This window comes from Streptomyces sp. L2 (assembly GCF_004124325.1).
Lineage (GTDB): Bacteria > Actinomycetota > Actinomycetes > Streptomycetales > Streptomycetaceae > Streptomyces.
This window is the reverse complement of the sequence record NZ_QBDT01000001.1, coordinates 3,250,666-3,265,485: the sequence shown is the minus strand read 5'-3', so window position 1 is coordinate 3,265,485 and position 14,820 is coordinate 3,250,666. Positions and strand designations below refer to the sequence as shown.

The 14,820-nt window shown below is 70.3% G+C and carries 17 protein-coding genes; 13 read left to right on the top strand and 4 right to left on the bottom strand.

What is annotated here, in order from left to right:
- Window positions 1–35: 35 nt before the first annotated feature.
- The 7 genes from DBP14_RS14030 to DBP14_RS14000 all read left to right on the top strand — a co-directional run bounded on the left by DBP14_RS14030 (window position 36) and on the right by DBP14_RS14000 (window position 7,129).
- Window positions 36–695 carry a histidine phosphatase family protein gene (locus tag DBP14_RS14030; protein WP_129311848.1) on the top strand — a complete coding sequence of 220 codons (660 nt, stop codon included), beginning with the start codon at window positions 36–38 and terminating at the stop codon, window positions 693–695.
- A gap of 187 nt (window positions 696–882) precedes the next feature.
- Window positions 883–2,166, top strand: coding sequence for a hypothetical protein (locus DBP14_RS14025; protein ID WP_129307557.1), 1,284 nt, complete (start codon window positions 883–885; stop codon window positions 2,164–2,166).
- A 91-nt stretch (window positions 2,167–2,257) separates the two neighbouring features.
- Entirely contained in the window at window positions 2,258–2,848 is a 591-nt protein-coding gene (locus DBP14_RS14020) for a TlpA disulfide reductase family protein (protein ID WP_206739265.1), read from the top strand.
- Between the two features lies 1 nt (window position 2,849).
- On the top strand, window positions 2,850–3,614 hold the full coding sequence (locus DBP14_RS14015) for a cytochrome c biogenesis protein CcdA (protein ID WP_129307556.1): 765 nt from the start codon (window positions 2,850–2,852) through the stop codon (window positions 3,612–3,614).
- Window positions 3,615–3,618: 4 nt separating this feature from the next.
- Window positions 3,619–5,367, top strand: a complete 1,749-nt coding sequence (locus tag DBP14_RS14010) for a cytochrome c biogenesis protein ResB (RefSeq protein WP_129307555.1) — start codon at window positions 3,619–3,621, stop codon at window positions 5,365–5,367.
- A gap of 186 nt (window positions 5,368–5,553) precedes the next feature.
- Window positions 5,554–6,639 carry a c-type cytochrome biogenesis protein CcsB gene (ccsB, locus tag DBP14_RS14005; RefSeq protein ID WP_129307554.1) on the top strand — a complete coding sequence of 362 codons (1,086 nt, stop codon included), beginning with the start codon at window positions 5,554–5,556 and terminating at the stop codon, window positions 6,637–6,639.
- A 25-nt stretch (window positions 6,640–6,664) separates the two neighbouring features.
- Window positions 6,665–7,129, top strand: a complete 465-nt coding sequence (locus DBP14_RS14000; RefSeq protein WP_129307553.1) for an SRPBCC family protein — start codon at window positions 6,665–6,667, stop codon at window positions 7,127–7,129.
- A 16-nt stretch (window positions 7,130–7,145) separates the two neighbouring features.
- Here DBP14_RS14000 and DBP14_RS13995 read toward each other — a convergent pair whose 3' ends face one another.
- The 3 genes from DBP14_RS13995 to DBP14_RS13985 form a co-directional block, all read right to left on the bottom strand.
- Window positions 7,146–7,595 carry a nucleoside deaminase gene (locus DBP14_RS13995; RefSeq protein WP_129307552.1) on the bottom strand — a complete coding sequence of 150 codons (450 nt, stop codon included), beginning with the start codon at window positions 7,593–7,595 and terminating at the stop codon, window positions 7,146–7,148.
- 128 nt (window positions 7,596–7,723) lie between these two features.
- Complete coding sequence (locus DBP14_RS13990; protein ID WP_129307551.1) at window positions 7,724–7,963, bottom strand: hypothetical protein; 240 nt, start codon at window positions 7,961–7,963, stop codon at window positions 7,724–7,726.
- 37 nt (window positions 7,964–8,000) lie between these two features.
- The gene (locus DBP14_RS13985) at window positions 8,001–8,978 is read right to left on the bottom strand and encodes a zinc-binding dehydrogenase (protein ID WP_129307550.1); all 978 of its coding nucleotides are present in this window, start codon (window positions 8,976–8,978) and stop codon (window positions 8,001–8,003) included.
- Window positions 8,979–9,140: 162 nt separating this feature from the next.
- Here DBP14_RS13985 and DBP14_RS13980 point away from each other — a divergent pair, with 162 nt between their 5' ends.
- On the top strand, window positions 9,141–9,467 hold the full coding sequence (locus DBP14_RS13980) for a helix-turn-helix transcriptional regulator (protein ID WP_129307549.1): 327 nt from the start codon (window positions 9,141–9,143) through the stop codon (window positions 9,465–9,467).
- A gap of 24 nt (window positions 9,468–9,491) precedes the next feature.
- Here DBP14_RS13980 and DBP14_RS13975 read toward each other — a convergent pair whose 3' ends face one another.
- Window positions 9,492–9,800, bottom strand: a complete 309-nt coding sequence (locus tag DBP14_RS13975; RefSeq protein WP_129307548.1) for a PLD nuclease N-terminal domain-containing protein — start codon at window positions 9,798–9,800, stop codon at window positions 9,492–9,494.
- Window positions 9,801–9,955: 155 nt separating this feature from the next.
- Between DBP14_RS13975 and DBP14_RS13970 the strand changes: the two genes are divergently transcribed.
- The 5 genes from DBP14_RS13970 (at window position 9,956) to mqnE (ending at window position 14,765) form a co-directional block, all read left to right on the top strand.
- Complete coding sequence (locus DBP14_RS13970; RefSeq protein ID WP_129307547.1) at window positions 9,956–11,407, top strand: menaquinone biosynthesis decarboxylase; 1,452 nt, start codon at window positions 9,956–9,958, stop codon at window positions 11,405–11,407.
- An 11-nt stretch (window positions 11,408–11,418) separates the two neighbouring features.
- On the top strand, window positions 11,419–12,327 hold the full coding sequence (mqnP, locus tag DBP14_RS13965) for a menaquinone biosynthesis prenyltransferase MqnP (RefSeq protein WP_129311846.1): 909 nt from the start codon (window positions 11,419–11,421) through the stop codon (window positions 12,325–12,327).
- A gap of 55 nt (window positions 12,328–12,382) precedes the next feature.
- Window positions 12,383–13,027 carry a UbiX family flavin prenyltransferase gene (locus DBP14_RS13960; RefSeq protein WP_129311845.1) on the top strand — a complete coding sequence of 215 codons (645 nt, stop codon included), beginning with the start codon at window positions 12,383–12,385 and terminating at the stop codon, window positions 13,025–13,027.
- A 77-nt stretch (window positions 13,028–13,104) separates the two neighbouring features.
- The gene (locus tag DBP14_RS13955) at window positions 13,105–13,560 is read left to right on the top strand and encodes an Lrp/AsnC family transcriptional regulator (RefSeq protein WP_129307546.1); all 456 of its coding nucleotides are present in this window, start codon (window positions 13,105–13,107) and stop codon (window positions 13,558–13,560) included.
- A gap of 41 nt (window positions 13,561–13,601) precedes the next feature.
- Window positions 13,602–14,765, top strand: a complete 1,164-nt coding sequence (gene mqnE / locus DBP14_RS13950) for an aminofutalosine synthase MqnE (RefSeq protein ID WP_129307545.1) — start codon at window positions 13,602–13,604, stop codon at window positions 14,763–14,765.
- The last annotated feature ends 55 nt before the right edge of the window (window positions 14,766–14,820 follow it).

The window sequence follows — 14,820 nt, the reverse complement described above, 5'->3', positions numbered from 1 at the left end:
AGGACACCAGCAAGGACGTCACCGTCGTCCATCTCATGCGGCACGGTGAGGTCGCCAACCCGGACGGGATCCTGTACGGGCGGCTGCCCGGCTACCACCTGTCCGAGCTGGGCCGGGAGATGGCCGACCGGGTCGCCGAGCACCTCGCCCCGCGCGACGTGACGTACGTCGTCGCCTCCCCGCTGGAGCGGGCGCAGGAGACGGCCACCCCGATCGCCAAGGCGCACGGCCTGGACCTGGACACCGACGCGCGGCTCATCGAGGCCGACAACGTCTTCCAGGGCAAGACCTTCGGCGTCGGCGACGGCGCGCTGCGCAATCCGGACAACTGGAAGCACCTGGTCAACCCGTTCAAGCCGTCCTGGGGCGAGCCGTACGTCGACCAGGTCGTGCGGATGATGGGCGCGCTGGACGCGGCCAAGGACAAGGCGCGCGGGCACGAGGCGGTGGTGGTCAGCCACCAGCTGCCGATCTGGATCGTGCGGAGCTACGTCGAGAAGCGGCGGCTGTGGCACGACCCGCGCAAGCGGCAGTGCACGCTCGCCTCCCTGACGACTTTCACATATCAGGGGGACAGGATCGTCTCCGTCGGCTACGCCGAGCCGGCCATCGACCTCGTACCCGTCCATCTCCGGGCCGGCGCCAAGCCGCAGAAGGGGAAGGGGACGGCCCAGGGGAAGGCGTTCGGGGCCTGACGGTCTTCTGGGACCTGTCAGATCAGTCGGAGCAGTCGGAGCAGTTGGAGCAGCCGGAGCAGTTGGATCAGTTTCGCCGGATCCGCCGGATCCATCACTAAATTCATACAAGTATGCGGAACCTCCCCGATCGTCACGCCCTCTCAGTGGGTGACCACCAAGCAGGCGTGACGAATCGGGGATCTCCATGCGCACAACGTCCCGGACCTACTCCCGCAGGGGCGCGCTCGCCCTCGGCGCGGGGGCGGCGGCCGCCGCCTCACTCACCGGCTGCGGGTCGTCCACCTCTTCGGACGGCGGTGGGGGCGCCGCCGGTTCCGGCCACGGCTCCGGGGGAGCGGACGGCAAGGGCGGCGGGAAGGACGGCGGCGAGCGGCCCGCCAAGCCCATCGGCGACGGCTCGACCTCCTTCACCGGCAAGCAGCCGCACCAGCCGGCCAAGCCCGAGCCGCTGGAGCCGGGGCAGACTCCGCCGCAGTTCGTGATCTTCTCCTGGGACGGGGCCGGCGAGGTCGGCAACGGCCTCTTCCCGCGCTTTTTGGACCTGGCCAAGCAGCACGGGGCCAGCATGACCTTCTTCCTCTCGGGGCTGTATCTGCTGCCCGAGTCGAAGAAGCGGCTCTACAACCCGCCGAACAACCCGCGCGGTGCCTCCGACATCGGCTACCTCACCGACGCGCACATCAAGGCCACGCTGGCCAACGTGCACCGGGCCTGGCTGGAGGGGCACGAGATCGGCACCCACTTCAACGGGCACTTCTGCTCCGGTCACGGCACCGTCGGCAACTGGACCCCGCAGCAGTGGAAGAGCGAGATCGAGCAGGCCAAGGGCTTCGTCAAGCAGTGGCGGACCAACACCGGCTGGACCGATCTGCCGTCCCTGCCGTTCGACTACGACAAGGAGCTGGTCGGCGGCCGTACGCCCTGTCTGCTCGGCCAGGACAACCTGCTGCCCACCGCGCGTGAGCTGGGCTGGCGCTACGACGCCTCCTCGCCGGGCGGCCTCCAGGTGTGGCCGGCGAGGAAGACGGGGCTCTGGAACCTGCCGTTGCAGCAGATTCCTTTCCCCGGACACTCCTTCGAGGTGCTGTCCATGGACTACAACATGCTCGCCAACCAGTCGGTCAACTCGACCAAGGCCCCGCCCGCCAACTACCCGGCCTGGCGCAAGCAGTCGGCGCAGTCGTACATCGCGGGCTTCGAGCGTGCATATACGACAAACCGGGCACCCTTCTTCATCGGCAACCACTTCGAGCAGTGGAACGGCGGGATCTACATGGACTCCGTCGAGGAGGCCTTCAAGCACATCGCGCGCGAGAAGGGGAAGGGCGCGGACGTACGGCTGGTCTCCTTCCGGCAGTTCGTGGACTGGATGGACGTGCAGAAGCCGGAGATCCTCGCCAAGCTGCGTACCCTGCCTGTGGGCCAGGCGCCGGCCGGGGGCTGGAAGTCCTTCCTGACGGGCGCCTGAAATGTCCGGTGTAAATACGCCCTGAAATGCGGGTTTCCTCCCGGCAGGGGGGCGCGAAAGATCCCCGGAACAGGCATGCGAAACTTTTCACATGAGTACCCGTAGCCGTGCCTCCCTGATCGGTGCCGTGGCCGCCGTCGCGGCCCTGACCCTGTCCGCGTGCGGCTCGGGCGGTATCTCGGGCGGCGGGGGCGACACCAACTTCGTCACCGGCGACCACGGCGTCTCCACCGTCCCGCAGGGCAAGCGGGGCGCGGCTCCGGACCTGTCCGGCAAGACCATCGACGGCAAGACCCTCGCCGTCGGCGACTACCGGGGCAAGGTCGTCGTCCTCAACTTCTGGGGTTCCTGGTGCGGCCCCTGCCGGGCCGAGGCCAAGTACTTCGCCAAGGTCTCCAAGGAATACGCGGACAAGGGCGTGCAGTTCGTCGGCGTCAACACCCGCGACACCAACGTCACCTCGGCCGTCTCCTTCGAGAAGGACGCCGGGATCACCTACCCGAGCCTGTACGACCCGACCGGCAAGCTGATGCTCCGGTTCAGGAAGGGCACGCTCAACCCGCAGCTGATCCCCTCCACCCTCATCCTCGACCGGCACGGGAAGGTCGCCGCGCGGGCGCTGGAGCAGCTCGACGAGACCTCCCTGACCGAGATGATCAAACCGGTCCTGGCGGAGAAGTGACGTGAGCGCACTCGTGACGGTGGCCGCGCAGAACGAGACCGTGCTGCACGGCGCCCTGCTGATCGCCCTGCCGGTCGCCCTGCTCGGCGGGCTCGTCTCCTTCTTCTCCCCCTGCGTCCTGCCCCTCGTCCCCGGCTACCTCTCCTACGTCACCGGGGTCGCCGGCAGCGACCTGGGCGAGGCCCGGCGCGGCCGGATGGTCACCGGTGCCGCCCTGTTCGTGCTGGGCTTCAGCGCCGTGTTCATCTCCGGCGGAGCCCTGTTCGGCTACTTCGGCGCGAACCTCCAGGAGCACAAGGACACCCTGTCGAAGGTGCTCGGCGTGCTCATGATCGCCATGGGCGTCTTCTTCATGGGCCTGATGCCCTGGTTCACCCAGCGCGAGTTCCGCTTCCACAAGCGGCCCGCCGCCGGCCTGGCCGGCGCGCCGATACTGGGCGCCCTGTTCGGCATCGGCTGGACGCCCTGCATCGGCCCCACCCTCGGCTCGGTGAACTTCCTGGCCATGAACCAGTCCAGCGCCGGGCGCGGCGCCGTGCTGATGATCGCGTACTGCCTGGGGCTCGGCCTGCCGTTCGTGCTCGCGGCCGTCGCCTTCCGCAAGGCCCTGGGCGCCTTCGCCTGGGTCAAGCGCCACTATGTCTGGGTGATGCGCATCGGCGGCACGATGATGATCGTGACCGGTGTGCTGCTGCTGACCGGGGCCTGGGACCGCCTGGTACATGAGATGCAGACGTGGTCCGACGGCTTCACTGTGGGGATCTGACACGATGAGCACCACCGACACGGACACCGGCGCCGGCAAGGGCCCCGACACCGGCCAGGACGGCGAGGACCTCGGCGCGGCCGGCTCCCAGCTGTCCACCGCCCCGCGGGAGGACGCCCCCGGCACGGTCGGTCTTGGCGTCCTCGGCTGGGCCCGCTGGTTCTGGCGGCAGCTGACCTCCATGCGGGTCGCGCTGCTGCTGCTCCTGCTGCTCTCCCTCGGCGCGATCCCCGGCTCCCTGATCCCGCAGACCGGCGCCGACATCAACAAGGTCGACGACTTCCGCAAGGCGCACAAGACGCTCTCGCCGGTCTACGACAAGCTCGGCCTGTTCCACGTCTACAGCTCGGTGTGGTTCTCCGCCGTCTACATCCTGCTGTTCGTCTCCCTCATCGGCTGCATCATCCCGCGCACCTGGCAGTTCGTCGGCCAGCTCCGCGGTCGCCCGCCGGCCGCGCCCAAGCGGCTGAACCGGCTGCCCGCCTACACCACCTGGCGCACCACCGCCGACCCCGAGCAGGTGCGCGAGGCCGCGCTCGCCCTGCTCAAGCGGCGCCGCTTCCGGGCCCACGTCACCGGCGACGCGGTGGCCGCCGAGAAGGGCTACGTGCGTGAGCTGGGCAACCTGATCTTCCACATCGCGCTGATCGTGCTGCTGGTCGCCTTCGCCTCCGGCCAGCTGTACAAGTCGGACGGCACCAAGCTGGTCGTCGAGGGCGACGGCTTCGCCAACGCGATCCCGATGTACGACGACTTCCGCTCCGGCAGCCTGTTCAAGGGCGACGACCTGGTGCCGTTCAGCTTCGACCTGAAGGACTTCAAGGGCACCTACGAGCTGACCGGCCCCAACCGCGGCACCCCGCGCACCTACGAGGCGAGGATCACCTACAGCAAGGGCGCGGACGGCAAGGAGCAGTCGACGACCGTCAAGGTCAACCAGCCGCTGCACATCGACGACTCCAAGGTCTACCTCGTCAGCCACGGCTACGCGCCCGTGATCACCGTCCGGGACGGCAAGGGCAAGGTCGTCTACCACGACGCCGTACCGCTGCTGCCGCTCGACGGCAACGTCACCTCCAACGGCGTCATCAAGGTGCTGGACGGCTACCGCAACCCGCAGGGGAAGAAGGAGCAGCTCGGCTTCCAGGCGTTCTTCGTGCCGACCTTCGACCCCAAGAGCGGCACGATGCTCTCGGCGTTCCCCTCGCTGCTGAACCCGCTGCTCGCGGTGAACGCGTACCACGGTGACCTGGGCAGCGTGAACGCCGGTGTCCCGCAGAGCGTGTACCAGCTCGACAAGACGGACATGAAGGAGTTCAAGGACAGCAAGGGCAAGCTGCTGAAGAAGCTGCTCCAGCCCGGCGACACCATGAAGCTCCCGAACGGCGCCGGCTCCCTGACCTTCGACAAGGAGATCAAGGAGTGGGCCGGGTTCGAGATCGTCCAGGAGCCCGGCAGCGGCTGGGCCCTCGGCGGCGCGCTGGCCGCGATCTTCGGTCTCGCCGGGTCGCTGTTCATCCAGCGCCGCCGCGTCTGGGTGCGGGCCGTGCGCGGTGCCGACGGCGTCACGGTCGTCGAGATGGCCGGCCTCGGCCGCAGCGAGTCCGCGAAGGTCCCCGAGGAACTGGGCGACCTCGCCGGCACCCTGTACGACCCGGAACTGGCACCCGATGAGCCGGAGGCGGAGCCGGATGCTGTATCCGACTCCGATACCGACGCCGCAGCAGTTGTTGCCGAAGGGGCTGAGCATTGAATCCTCTCCCTCGCGGACTCAGGGAGATTCCTGGCTCTCGCCGCCCGGCGGACCATTGGCCCTCCAGGTCTTCCACGATCAACACCAGCCGGGTTGAAACCAGCCCGGTAACACGAACGCAAGCTTCCCGCAGACCTCACCGCCCGACCGTCAGTCGCCGGGATATTCACCCGAAGGAGTGCTGAGGTGACACTCGCCGTTGCCACCAACGAACACCTGGCGAGCATCAGCAACACGCTGATCTACTCGTCCATGGCCGTCTACACGCTGGCCTTCTTCGCCTACATCGCCGAGTGGCTGTTCGGCAGCCGCAGCAAGGTGGGCCGTACGGCCGCCGCGCTGACCGCCGGCGAGGAGGAGCGCAAGGCGGCCGGGCCCGCGGTCACCGCGCGGAAGGCCGGCGGGACCGCCGTACTGGAGCGGCCGAAGGTCGTCGTGCGGTCCCAGTCCGGCGCGCGGGACGTGCCGGACGGCCCCGGCGCGCACGGCGGCGACGAGCAGGGCGACCTGTACGGCCGGATCGCGATCTCCCTCACCGTGCTCGCCTTCCTCGTGGAGCTGTCGGGCGTCGTCGCCCGCGCGGCCTCCGTGCAGCGGGCGCCGTGGGGCAACATGTACGAGTTCAACATCACGTTCTCCACGGTCGCCGTCGCCGTCTACCTGGGGCTGCTGGCCCTGAGGAAGAACGTGCGCTGGCTCGGCCTGTTCCTGGTCACCACGGTCCTGCTGGACCTCGGCCTCGCCGTCACCGTGCTGTACACCGCGAGCGACCAGCTGGTCCCGGCCCTGCACTCGTACTGGCTCTACATCCACGTCTCGACCGCGATCTTCTGCGGCGCCGTGTTCTACGTCGGCGCGGTCGCCACCATCCTGTACCTGTTCAAGGACTCGTACGAGAACAAGCTGCAGACCGGCGGCAAGCCCGGCGCCTTCGCCACCTCGGTCCTGGAGCGCCTGCCCGCCTCCGCGTCGCTCGACAAGTTCGCGTACCGCGTCAACGCGGCCGTCTTCCCGCTGTGGACGTTCACGATCATCGCGGGCGCGATCTGGGCGGGCGACGCCTGGGGCCGCTACTGGAACTGGGACCCCAAGGAGACCTGGTCCTTCATCACCTGGATCGGCTACGCCTGCTACCTGCACGCGCGCGCCACGGCCGGCTGGAAGGGCCGCAAGGCCGCCTACCTGGCGATGCTCGCCTTCGCCTGCTGGCTGTTCAACTACTACGGCGTCAACATCTTCGTGACCGGCAAGCACTCGTACGCGGGCGTCTGAGCCGCCCGTCGGGGACACTGGTGTCATGAGCGGTTCCATCGCACAGGGCACCAGCCGGACCCACGGGAACGCGCACATACTCCACTTCCTGGTGCGGGTCCCGAGGTCCATGGAAGACGTCTGGCCGGCGGTGGCCACCGCGGAGGGGCTCTCCGGGTGGTGCACCGCCGTCGACGTTCTCGAACCCCGGCTCGACGGCGAGGTCCGGCTCCGCGAGCTGGGCGCCGGCCGGGTCACCGCGTGGGACGTCGACCGGGTCGCGGAGTACACGGTGGACGGCGCCGGCCGGATCCGGTTCCACCTGGAACGGGACGGCGCCACCGCGTGCGTGCTGCGCTTCACCCAGGAGTTCCGGGGCGAGGACGGCGCGGAGGAGCGATGGCGGACGAGATTCGAACGTCTGCTCGATACTCTGGGGGCGTCCGCGTCCGGAACCTCACCGCCGGCGCCCGAAGGCCCCGTAGAACCCCTGCCGGGCCAGCTCACCTGACCGGCGCCACCGGGCCCTACTCGCCGATGTCCTCCCGCCACAGATCGGGGTGCTCGGCGACGAAGCCCCGCATCAGCTCGACGCACTCGCCGTCGTCCAGCAGGACGATCTCCACGCCGTGCCGGGCCAGCCAGTCGTGCCCGCCGTGGAAGGTGGTGGCCTCCCCGATGACCACCCGGGAGATGCCGAACTGGCGGACCAGCCCGCTGCAGTACCAGCAGGGGGACAGGGTCGTGACCATCGTGGTCCCGCGGTACGACCGCTGCCGTCCCGCCGCACGGAAGGCGGCCGTCTCCGCGTGCAGCGACGGGTCCCCGTCCTGCACGCGGCGGTTGCGGCCCCGGCCGAGCAGGGCGCCGTCGGGGCCGTAGAGCGCGGCGCCGACCGGGACGCCGCCCTCGGCGCGGCCGGTGCGGGCCTCGGCTAGCGCGGTACCGAGCCATGTGCGGGCCTGTCGCGGATCCATGCCGCCACTCTGCCGCCCCCGCGCCGCGCCGGCCACCGTCCCGGCCGTCGCCCGTGCCGCGCCGGCCACCGTCCTGGCCCCGTGCCATCGCCCCGTCGCCCGTGCCGTCGCGCTGGCGCGCGGGCCCCTCAGTCCGGGTGCGCGGCGACAGCCCGCCAGATCCGGTCCGGCAGGACCAGCGCCACCTCGTCGAGGTTCACCGCGTCCCCCGCCGACAGCCAGCGCCGGGCCACGGCGATGACCGGCCCGAGGACCAGCGCTTCGATCAACGGCAGGGGCAGCGCGGCCAGTTCGCCGGACGCCACGTACCCGCGCACCCACTCCTCCAGCGGGGACTTCGGCGGCGGCGTCTCCACCCAGACCTGCACGTCCGGCGCCGCCTCGCAGCGCTGGAGCAGGGTCTGACTACTCGCCGCCGACCCGCAGCAGCAGCTTGCCCGTGCTGGTCCGGCCGCCCAGCAGCCGGTGTGCCTCGGCGGCCTCCTCCAGGGGGAACTCGGCGGTCACGGGCAGCGACACCGTGCCGTCGGCCGCCTTCGCGAAGGCCTCCTCGGTGAGCCGGCGCAGGGCGTCCGGCGCGGTCTGGGCCAGGTTGAGGATGGAGAAGCCGGAGACCGTGATGTCGAGTGGGTACAGCTCGGGCTGGCCCACCGCCCACGGCTCGGCGGAACTGGCGTTGCCGAACGACACCAGCCGGCCGAAGGCCGCCAGCGAGGCCAGGCCCGCGCGCAGGGTGTCGCCGCCGACGGGGTCGAGGACCAGGTCGACGCCCCGGCCGCCGGTCGCCCGCCGTACCGGTTCCTCGAAGGCGCCGACGAACACGTCGTCGTAGCCGTACTCCTTGGCGTAGGCCGCCTTCGCCGCCGAGGACACCACGCCGAACACCGCCCCGGCGCCCGCCGCGCGGGCCAACTGGCCCGCGACCGTGCCGACTCCGCCCGCCGCGCCGTGCACGAGGACCGACTCGCCGGCCCGGAGACGGCCGACGGAGTGGAGCAGGGCGTGGGCGGTGGGCAGGACCGTCGGCAGCGTGGCGGCCGTGCGCAGGTCCACGCCGGCGGGGACCGGGAAGACGGTCGTGGCGTCGGCGAGGACCACCTCCGCGTAGGCGCCGCCCCGCGTCAGGGCGGCCACCTCCTGGCCGACGGTGAGCCCCGTGACGCCCGCGCCGAGCGCCCGTACCCGGCCGGAGACCTCCAGGCCGGGGACGTACGGCAGCCGCTCCACCCGGTACCCCTCCGCGCGGGCCTTGACGTCGGCGAAGTTGACCCCGGTGTAGGCCACGTCGACGGCGACCTGGCCGGGGCCCGGCTCGGGCACCTCGGCCGTCACCGCCCGCAGCACCTCGGGACCGCCGTACTCCTGGAACTGGACCGCGCGCATGCCGTACCTCCGGCTAGTGTTCAACGAGAAGCGAACACTCGCGAGTGTATGGTTTTCATCGAACACTCTGCAAGTGGCATTCCAGCGAGCGGTTGACCAGCAGGCGGTTGACCAGCAAGCCGCCATCCAGGAACCCGCCATCCAGGAAGCGAGGAGGACGGCATGGCCCCCAGCCACCGCTCCGCCCCGGAGCACACCCATCCCGAGGACGTGCCGGTCCAGACCGCCCTCGCCGCCCTCGCCGACCCCGTACGGCTCGCCCTCGTCCGTGACCTGGCCGACAGCGCCGACTGGTCGCGCAGCTGCGGCAGCTTCGACGTGCCCGTCGGCAAGGCGGCCCTCAGCCACCACTTCGCGGTGCTGCGCGGGGCAGGCCTGGTCGAGCAGCGCGACGAGGGACCCAAGCGGGTCAACCGGCTGCGGCGGGCCGAGTTCGAGGCCCGGTTCCCCGGGCTGCTGGCCCTGGTGCTCCAGGGCGATACGGACTGAGCCCGCGACGGACCCGCCCGGTGCTCAGTCCGTCTTCGGGTCGTCCCGCTCCAGCGACTTGAGGAACTCCGGGTTGTCGTCCGGCGCGACCCAGCCGCTCCCCGGACCGGCGTGGCCGTCGGCCGCAGCACCCCCGGCGGCTGCCGTCCGCCGGACCCGGCCGGTGAGCAGCCAGGCGACCGGTCCCACCAGCACCTCGCCGAAGAGCAGGATGACGATCACCCACACCACCTTCGGCAGATGGCGGACTTCGTCCTCCGGAGTGTTCAGGCAGTCCACGAAGGCGTAGATCCACAGCGCCAGGACCAGCAGGAACGGCAAATACCTGAGCATGGTCGCGCGCACTCCCGACGGATGAGACGGCCCGGTGACGGGGACAGGCTACCGGCCGGGGCGCGGGGACGGCGGACGGCGCGGGGCAACCCCTGACGGCCACCGGCGGCCCCCGGTGGCCGGGCCGTGGGGGCCCGTGGCCGATACTGGTACGCATGGCTTACGACGATCTTCGCTCCCTGCTGCGGGCGCTGGAGCGCGAGGGCGACCTCAAGCGCATCAAGGCCGAGGTCGACCCGTATCTGGAGGTCGGGGAGATCGTCGACCGGGTGCAGAAGTCCGGCGGCCCCGCGCTCCTCTTCGAGAACGTGCGCGGCTCCGGCATGCCGCTCGTGATGAACGTCTTCGGCACCGACCGCAGGCTGCTGAAGTCGCTCGGCCTGAAGTCGTACGGCGAGATCTCCGAGAAGATCGGCGGGCTGCTGCGGCCCGAACTGCCGCACGGGTTCGTGGGCGTGCGCGAGGCGTTCGGGAAGCTCGGCGCGATGGCGCACGTGCCGCCCCGCAAGGTCAAGGAGGCGCCCGTTCAGGAGGTCGTGCTGCGCGGCGACGACGTCGACCTGGACGCGCTGCCCGCCCTGTTCACCTGGCCGAAGGACGGCGGCTCCTTCTTCAACCTGGGCCTCACCCACACGAAGGACCCGGAGAGCGGCATCCGCAACCTGGGCCTGTACCGGCTCCAGCGGCACGACCGGCGCACCATCGGCATGCACTGGCAGATCCACAAGGACAGCCGCAACCACTACCAGGTCGCCGCCAGGCGCGGCGAGCGGCTGCCGGTCGCGATCGCCTTCGGCTGCCCGCCCGCCGTGACGTACGCCTCCACGGCCCCGCTGCCCGGGGACATCGACGAGTACCTGTTCGCCGGGTTCATCGCCGGCAAGCGGATCGAGATGGTCGACTGCAAGACGGTCCCCCTCCAGGTGCCCGCGCAGGCCGAGGTCGTCCTGGAGGGCTGGCTGGAGCCCGGCGAGATGCTCCCCGAGGGGCCCTTCGGCGACCACACCGGCTTCTACACGCCGCAGGAACCCTTCCCGGCCCTGACCATCGACTGCGTGACCATGCGCAAGCGGCCGCTGCTCCAGTCCATCGTGGTCGGCCGCCCGCCGACCGAGGACGGACCGCTCGGCCGCGCCACGGAACGCTTCTTCCTGCCGCTGCTGAAGATCATCGTGCCGGACATCGTGGACTACCACCTGCCCGAGGCCGGCGGCTTCCACAACTGCGCGATCGTCTCGATCGACAAGAAGTACCCGAAGCACGCCCAGAAGGTGATGCACGCCGTCTGGGGGGCGCACATGATGTCCCTGACGAAGCTGATCGTGGTCGTCGACGCCGACTGCGACGTCCACGACCTGCACGAGGTTGCGTGGCGGGCCCTCGGGAACACGGACTACGCCCGCGACCTCACCGTCGTCGAAGGCCCCGTCGACCACCTCGACCACGCCTCCTACCAGCAGTTCTGGGGCGGCAAGGCGGGGATCGACGCGACCCGCAAGTGGCCCGAGGAGGGCTACACGCGGGACGGCGGCTGGCCGGACATGGTCCTGTCCGACCCGGATACGGCCGAACGGGTGACGCGGCGCTGGAAGGAGTACGGACTGTGAGTGGCGAGGCCATTCTTGGAGAGGGCGGCGCGAACCCTCTCCGCACACGCGGAGGTGTACCGGCGTTCCTGCGTCTGGTGATGATCGAGCACTCCGTGTTCGCGCTGCCCTTCGCCTACATCGCCGCGCTCACCGCCATGTTCCAGTGGGACAAGAACATCCACTGGGGGCGGCTGCTGCTGGTCACCGTCTGCATGGTGGGCCTCAGGACCTTCGCCATGGCCGTCAACCGGATCATCGACCGGGAGATCGACGCCCGTAACCCGCGCACCGCGCACCGCGAACTGGTCACCGGCGCGATGTCCGTGCGGCACGCCTGGACCGGCGCCCTGATCGCCCTCGTGGTGTTCCTCGGCGCGGCCGCGCTGCTGAACCCCCTGTGCCTGGCGCTCGCGCCCATCGCGGTGATCCCGATGGTGGTGTACCCGTACGGCAAGCGGTTCACGAACTTCCCGCAGGCCATCCTGGGTCTCGCCCAGGCGATGGGGCCGGTCGGCGGCTGGCTCGCGATCAGCGGCGAGTGGTCCTGGGAGGCGGTGATCCTCGGCCTCGCGGTCGGCGTCTGGATCGGCGGCTTCGACCTGATCTACGCCTGCCAGGACGTCGAGACCGACCGGGAGATCGGCGTCATGTCGGTCCCGGCCCGCTTCGGCGTCCCGGCGGCCGTGTGGGGCGCGCGCGTGTGCCACACGATCACGACCGCCCTGTTCGTCTGGTACGCGCTGGCCACCCACGCCGGCGACTTCTTCTGGCTGGGTCTCGTCGTCGTCGCGGGTGCCTTCCTCTACGAGCACACGATCGTCCGCCCGCACGACCTGTCCCGCGTGAACAGGGCGTTCTTCAGCGTCAACGGGTTCATCGGCATCGCCCTGTTCGCGTGCGCCCTGCTGGACCTCCTGGTGCGGGGGCTGACGGTCTGATCACGGGCCGTACCCCGGTAGGCTCGACAGGGTGAACGCAGGACAAACGCAGCGTGTGCCTTGGATCGTGGGGGTGTCCGGAGCTTCCGGGACCCCGTATGCGGCTGCCGTGCTGCGGGCGCTGCTGGACGCCGGGGAGGCGGTCGACCTGGTGGTCAGCCGGGCCTCTCGGCTCACCCTGCTCGACGAGACCGGCATCGCCTTCCGGGACGGCCACTGGCAGCACGACCTGCGGGAATGGCTGGGCCGGGGCGCCGACGGCAAGCCCGGCGTGTTCGAGGCCGACGTGAGCGACGTGCGGTACTGGAGCGCGGGCGACCTCGCGGCCGGGCCGTCCTCGGGGTCGTACCCGGCCAAGGGGATGCTCGTCGTGCCGGCCTCCACCGCCTGCGTCGCCGGTGTCGCCCTCGGCCTGTCGAAGGACCTGCTGCAACGGGCCGCGAGCGTCACGCTCAAGGAGCGCCGCACCCTCGTCGTCGCCGTACGGGAGACCCCCTTGAACGGCCAGACGCTGCGGCACCTCGTCGCCCTGGACGACGCCGGGGCGAGCGTGGTGCCGGCGTCCCCGGCGTTCTACGCGGGTGCGACCCACATCCAGGACCTCGTGGACTTCGTCGCCGGACGGGTGCTCGACGCGGCGGGCGTCGAGCACGGCCTGTACCGGCGCTGGAAGGGCGAACTGGGCGGCGGTACGTCGTAGCCGGCCCGGCGCCCCCCCCACAACCCCTCATCACTTCCCATCACTTCAGGAACTCTTCAGCGGAAGGCTTCGATCGCATGGACGCGGTGGACAGGCAGCTCATCCAGGCTCTGAGAGAGAACGGCCGGGCCTCCTACGCCGAGCTGGGGCGCCTCGTCGGTCTGTCGGGACCCAGCGTCACCGACCGCATCAACCGGCTGGAGGCGGCCGGCGTCATCACCGGCTACCGCGCCACCGTGAACGCGGCCTCCCTCGGCCTCGGCGTCACGGCGCTGATCGGCATCTCGCTCTCCGACGCCGCCGACCACGAGGACGTGGCCCAGCGGCTGAAGGAACTCCCCGAGATCGAGGACTGCTGGTTCATCGCCGGCGACGACTCCTTCATGCTCAAGGCGCGGGCCGCCGACGTGGACGGGCTGGAGCGGATCATCCGGCGGCTGTCCGGGACCAAGGGCGTCTCCCGGACCCGTACCACCATCGTGCTCTCCACCAAGTGGGAGAACCGGGTCGGGGAGCTGCCCGAAGAGGTCTAGGGATACCGTGGGCCGAGCTGTCGTAGAAAGGGCGTGTTGGGATGGACGTCGGGCTCAAGCGCGAGCTGGAGGACAAGGTCAGGGCCGGTGAGCGTCTGACCCGCGAGGACGGTGTCGCGCTGTACGAGTCGGACGACCTGGCCTGGCTCGGCGGCCTCGCCCACGAGGTGCGTACCCGCAAGAACGGTGACGTCGTCCACTTCAACGTCAACCGGCACCTCAACATGACGAACGTGTGCACGGCGTCCTGCGCCTACTGCTCGTTCCAGCGCAAGCCGGGCGAGAGGGACGCGTACACGATGCGCATCGAGGAGGCCGTGAAGCTGGCCAAGGCGATGGAGTCGGAGAACCTCACCGAGCTGCACATCGTCAACGGGCTGCACCCGAACCTGCCGTGGCGCTACTACCCCCGGTCGCTGCGCGAGCTGAAGGCCGCCCTCCCGGACGTGTCCCTGAAGGCGTTCACCGCGACGGAGATCCACCACTTCGAGACGATCAGCGGGCTGTCCGCCTCCGAGATCCTGGACGAGCTGATCGACGCGGGGCTGGAGTCGCTGACCGGCGGCGGTGCGGAGATCTTCGACTGGGAGGTCCGCCAGCACATCGTGGACCACCGGACCCACTGGGAGGACTGGTCCCGGATCCACCGGCTGGCGCACGAGAAGGGGCTGAAGACCCCGTGCACCATGCTGTACGGCCACATCGAGGAGCCCCGGCACCGGGTCGACCACGTGCTCCGTCTCCGCGAGCTGCAGGACGAGACGAACGGCTTCCAGGTCTTCATCCCGCTGCGCTACCAGCACGACTTCGTCGACATGAAGGACGGCAAGGTACGCAACCGTCTCCAGGCGCGCACCCAGATGGCGACGGGCGCCGAGGCGCTGAAGACCTTCGCGGTCTCCCGTCTCCTCTTCGACAACGTGCCGCACGTGAAGGTGTTCTGGGTCATGCACGGCGTCCAGACGGCGCAGCTGGCGCTGCAGCACGGGGCCGACGACATGGACGGGTCGGTCGTCGAGTACAAGATCACTCACGACGCGGACAATTACGGTACGCCGAACAAGCTGACCCGCGAGGACCTGCTCGACCTCATCCGGGACGCCGGGTTCCGCCCCGTCGAGCGCAACACCCGCTACGAGATCATCCGCGAGTACGACGCCCCCGACCCCCTCCGCCGAGAATCCCCCCAACCCATGCGCCTCTGACCCCCCAGGGGGCTCCGCCCCCCGGACCCCCGGCCTTGCCCACCCACCACCCGAA

Coding starts and splice junctions, on each gene's coding strand:
- DBP14_RS14030 (WP_129311848.1), top strand. CDS start 36: ATGCGGCACGGTGAGGTCGCCAACCCGGACGGGATCCTGTACGGGCGG.
- DBP14_RS14025 (WP_129307557.1), top strand. CDS start 883: ATGCGCACAACGTCCCGGACCTACTCCCGCAGGGGCGCGCTCGCCCTC.
- DBP14_RS14020 (WP_206739265.1), top strand. CDS start 2,258: ATGAGTACCCGTAGCCGTGCCTCCCTGATCGGTGCCGTGGCCGCCGTC.
- DBP14_RS14010 (WP_129307555.1), top strand. CDS start 3,619: ATGAGCACCACCGACACGGACACCGGCGCCGGCAAGGGCCCCGACACC.
- DBP14_RS14000 (WP_129307553.1), top strand. CDS start 6,665: ATGAGCGGTTCCATCGCACAGGGCACCAGCCGGACCCACGGGAACGCG.
- DBP14_RS13995 (WP_129307552.1), bottom strand. CDS start 7,595: ATGGATCCGCGACAGGCCCGCACATGGCTCGGTACCGCGCTAGCCGAG.
- DBP14_RS13985 (WP_129307550.1), bottom strand. CDS start 8,978: ATGCGCGCGGTCCAGTTCCAGGAGTACGGCGGTCCCGAGGTGCTGCGG.
- DBP14_RS13980 (WP_129307549.1), top strand. CDS start 9,141: ATGGCCCCCAGCCACCGCTCCGCCCCGGAGCACACCCATCCCGAGGAC.
- DBP14_RS13975 (WP_129307548.1), bottom strand. CDS start 9,800: ATGCTCAGGTATTTGCCGTTCCTGCTGGTCCTGGCGCTGTGGATCTAC.
- DBP14_RS13970 (WP_129307547.1), top strand. CDS start 9,956: ATGGCTTACGACGATCTTCGCTCCCTGCTGCGGGCGCTGGAGCGCGAG.
- DBP14_RS13955 (WP_129307546.1), top strand. CDS start 13,105: ATGGACGCGGTGGACAGGCAGCTCATCCAGGCTCTGAGAGAGAACGGC.
- mqnE (WP_129307545.1), top strand. CDS start 13,602: ATGGACGTCGGGCTCAAGCGCGAGCTGGAGGACAAGGTCAGGGCCGGT.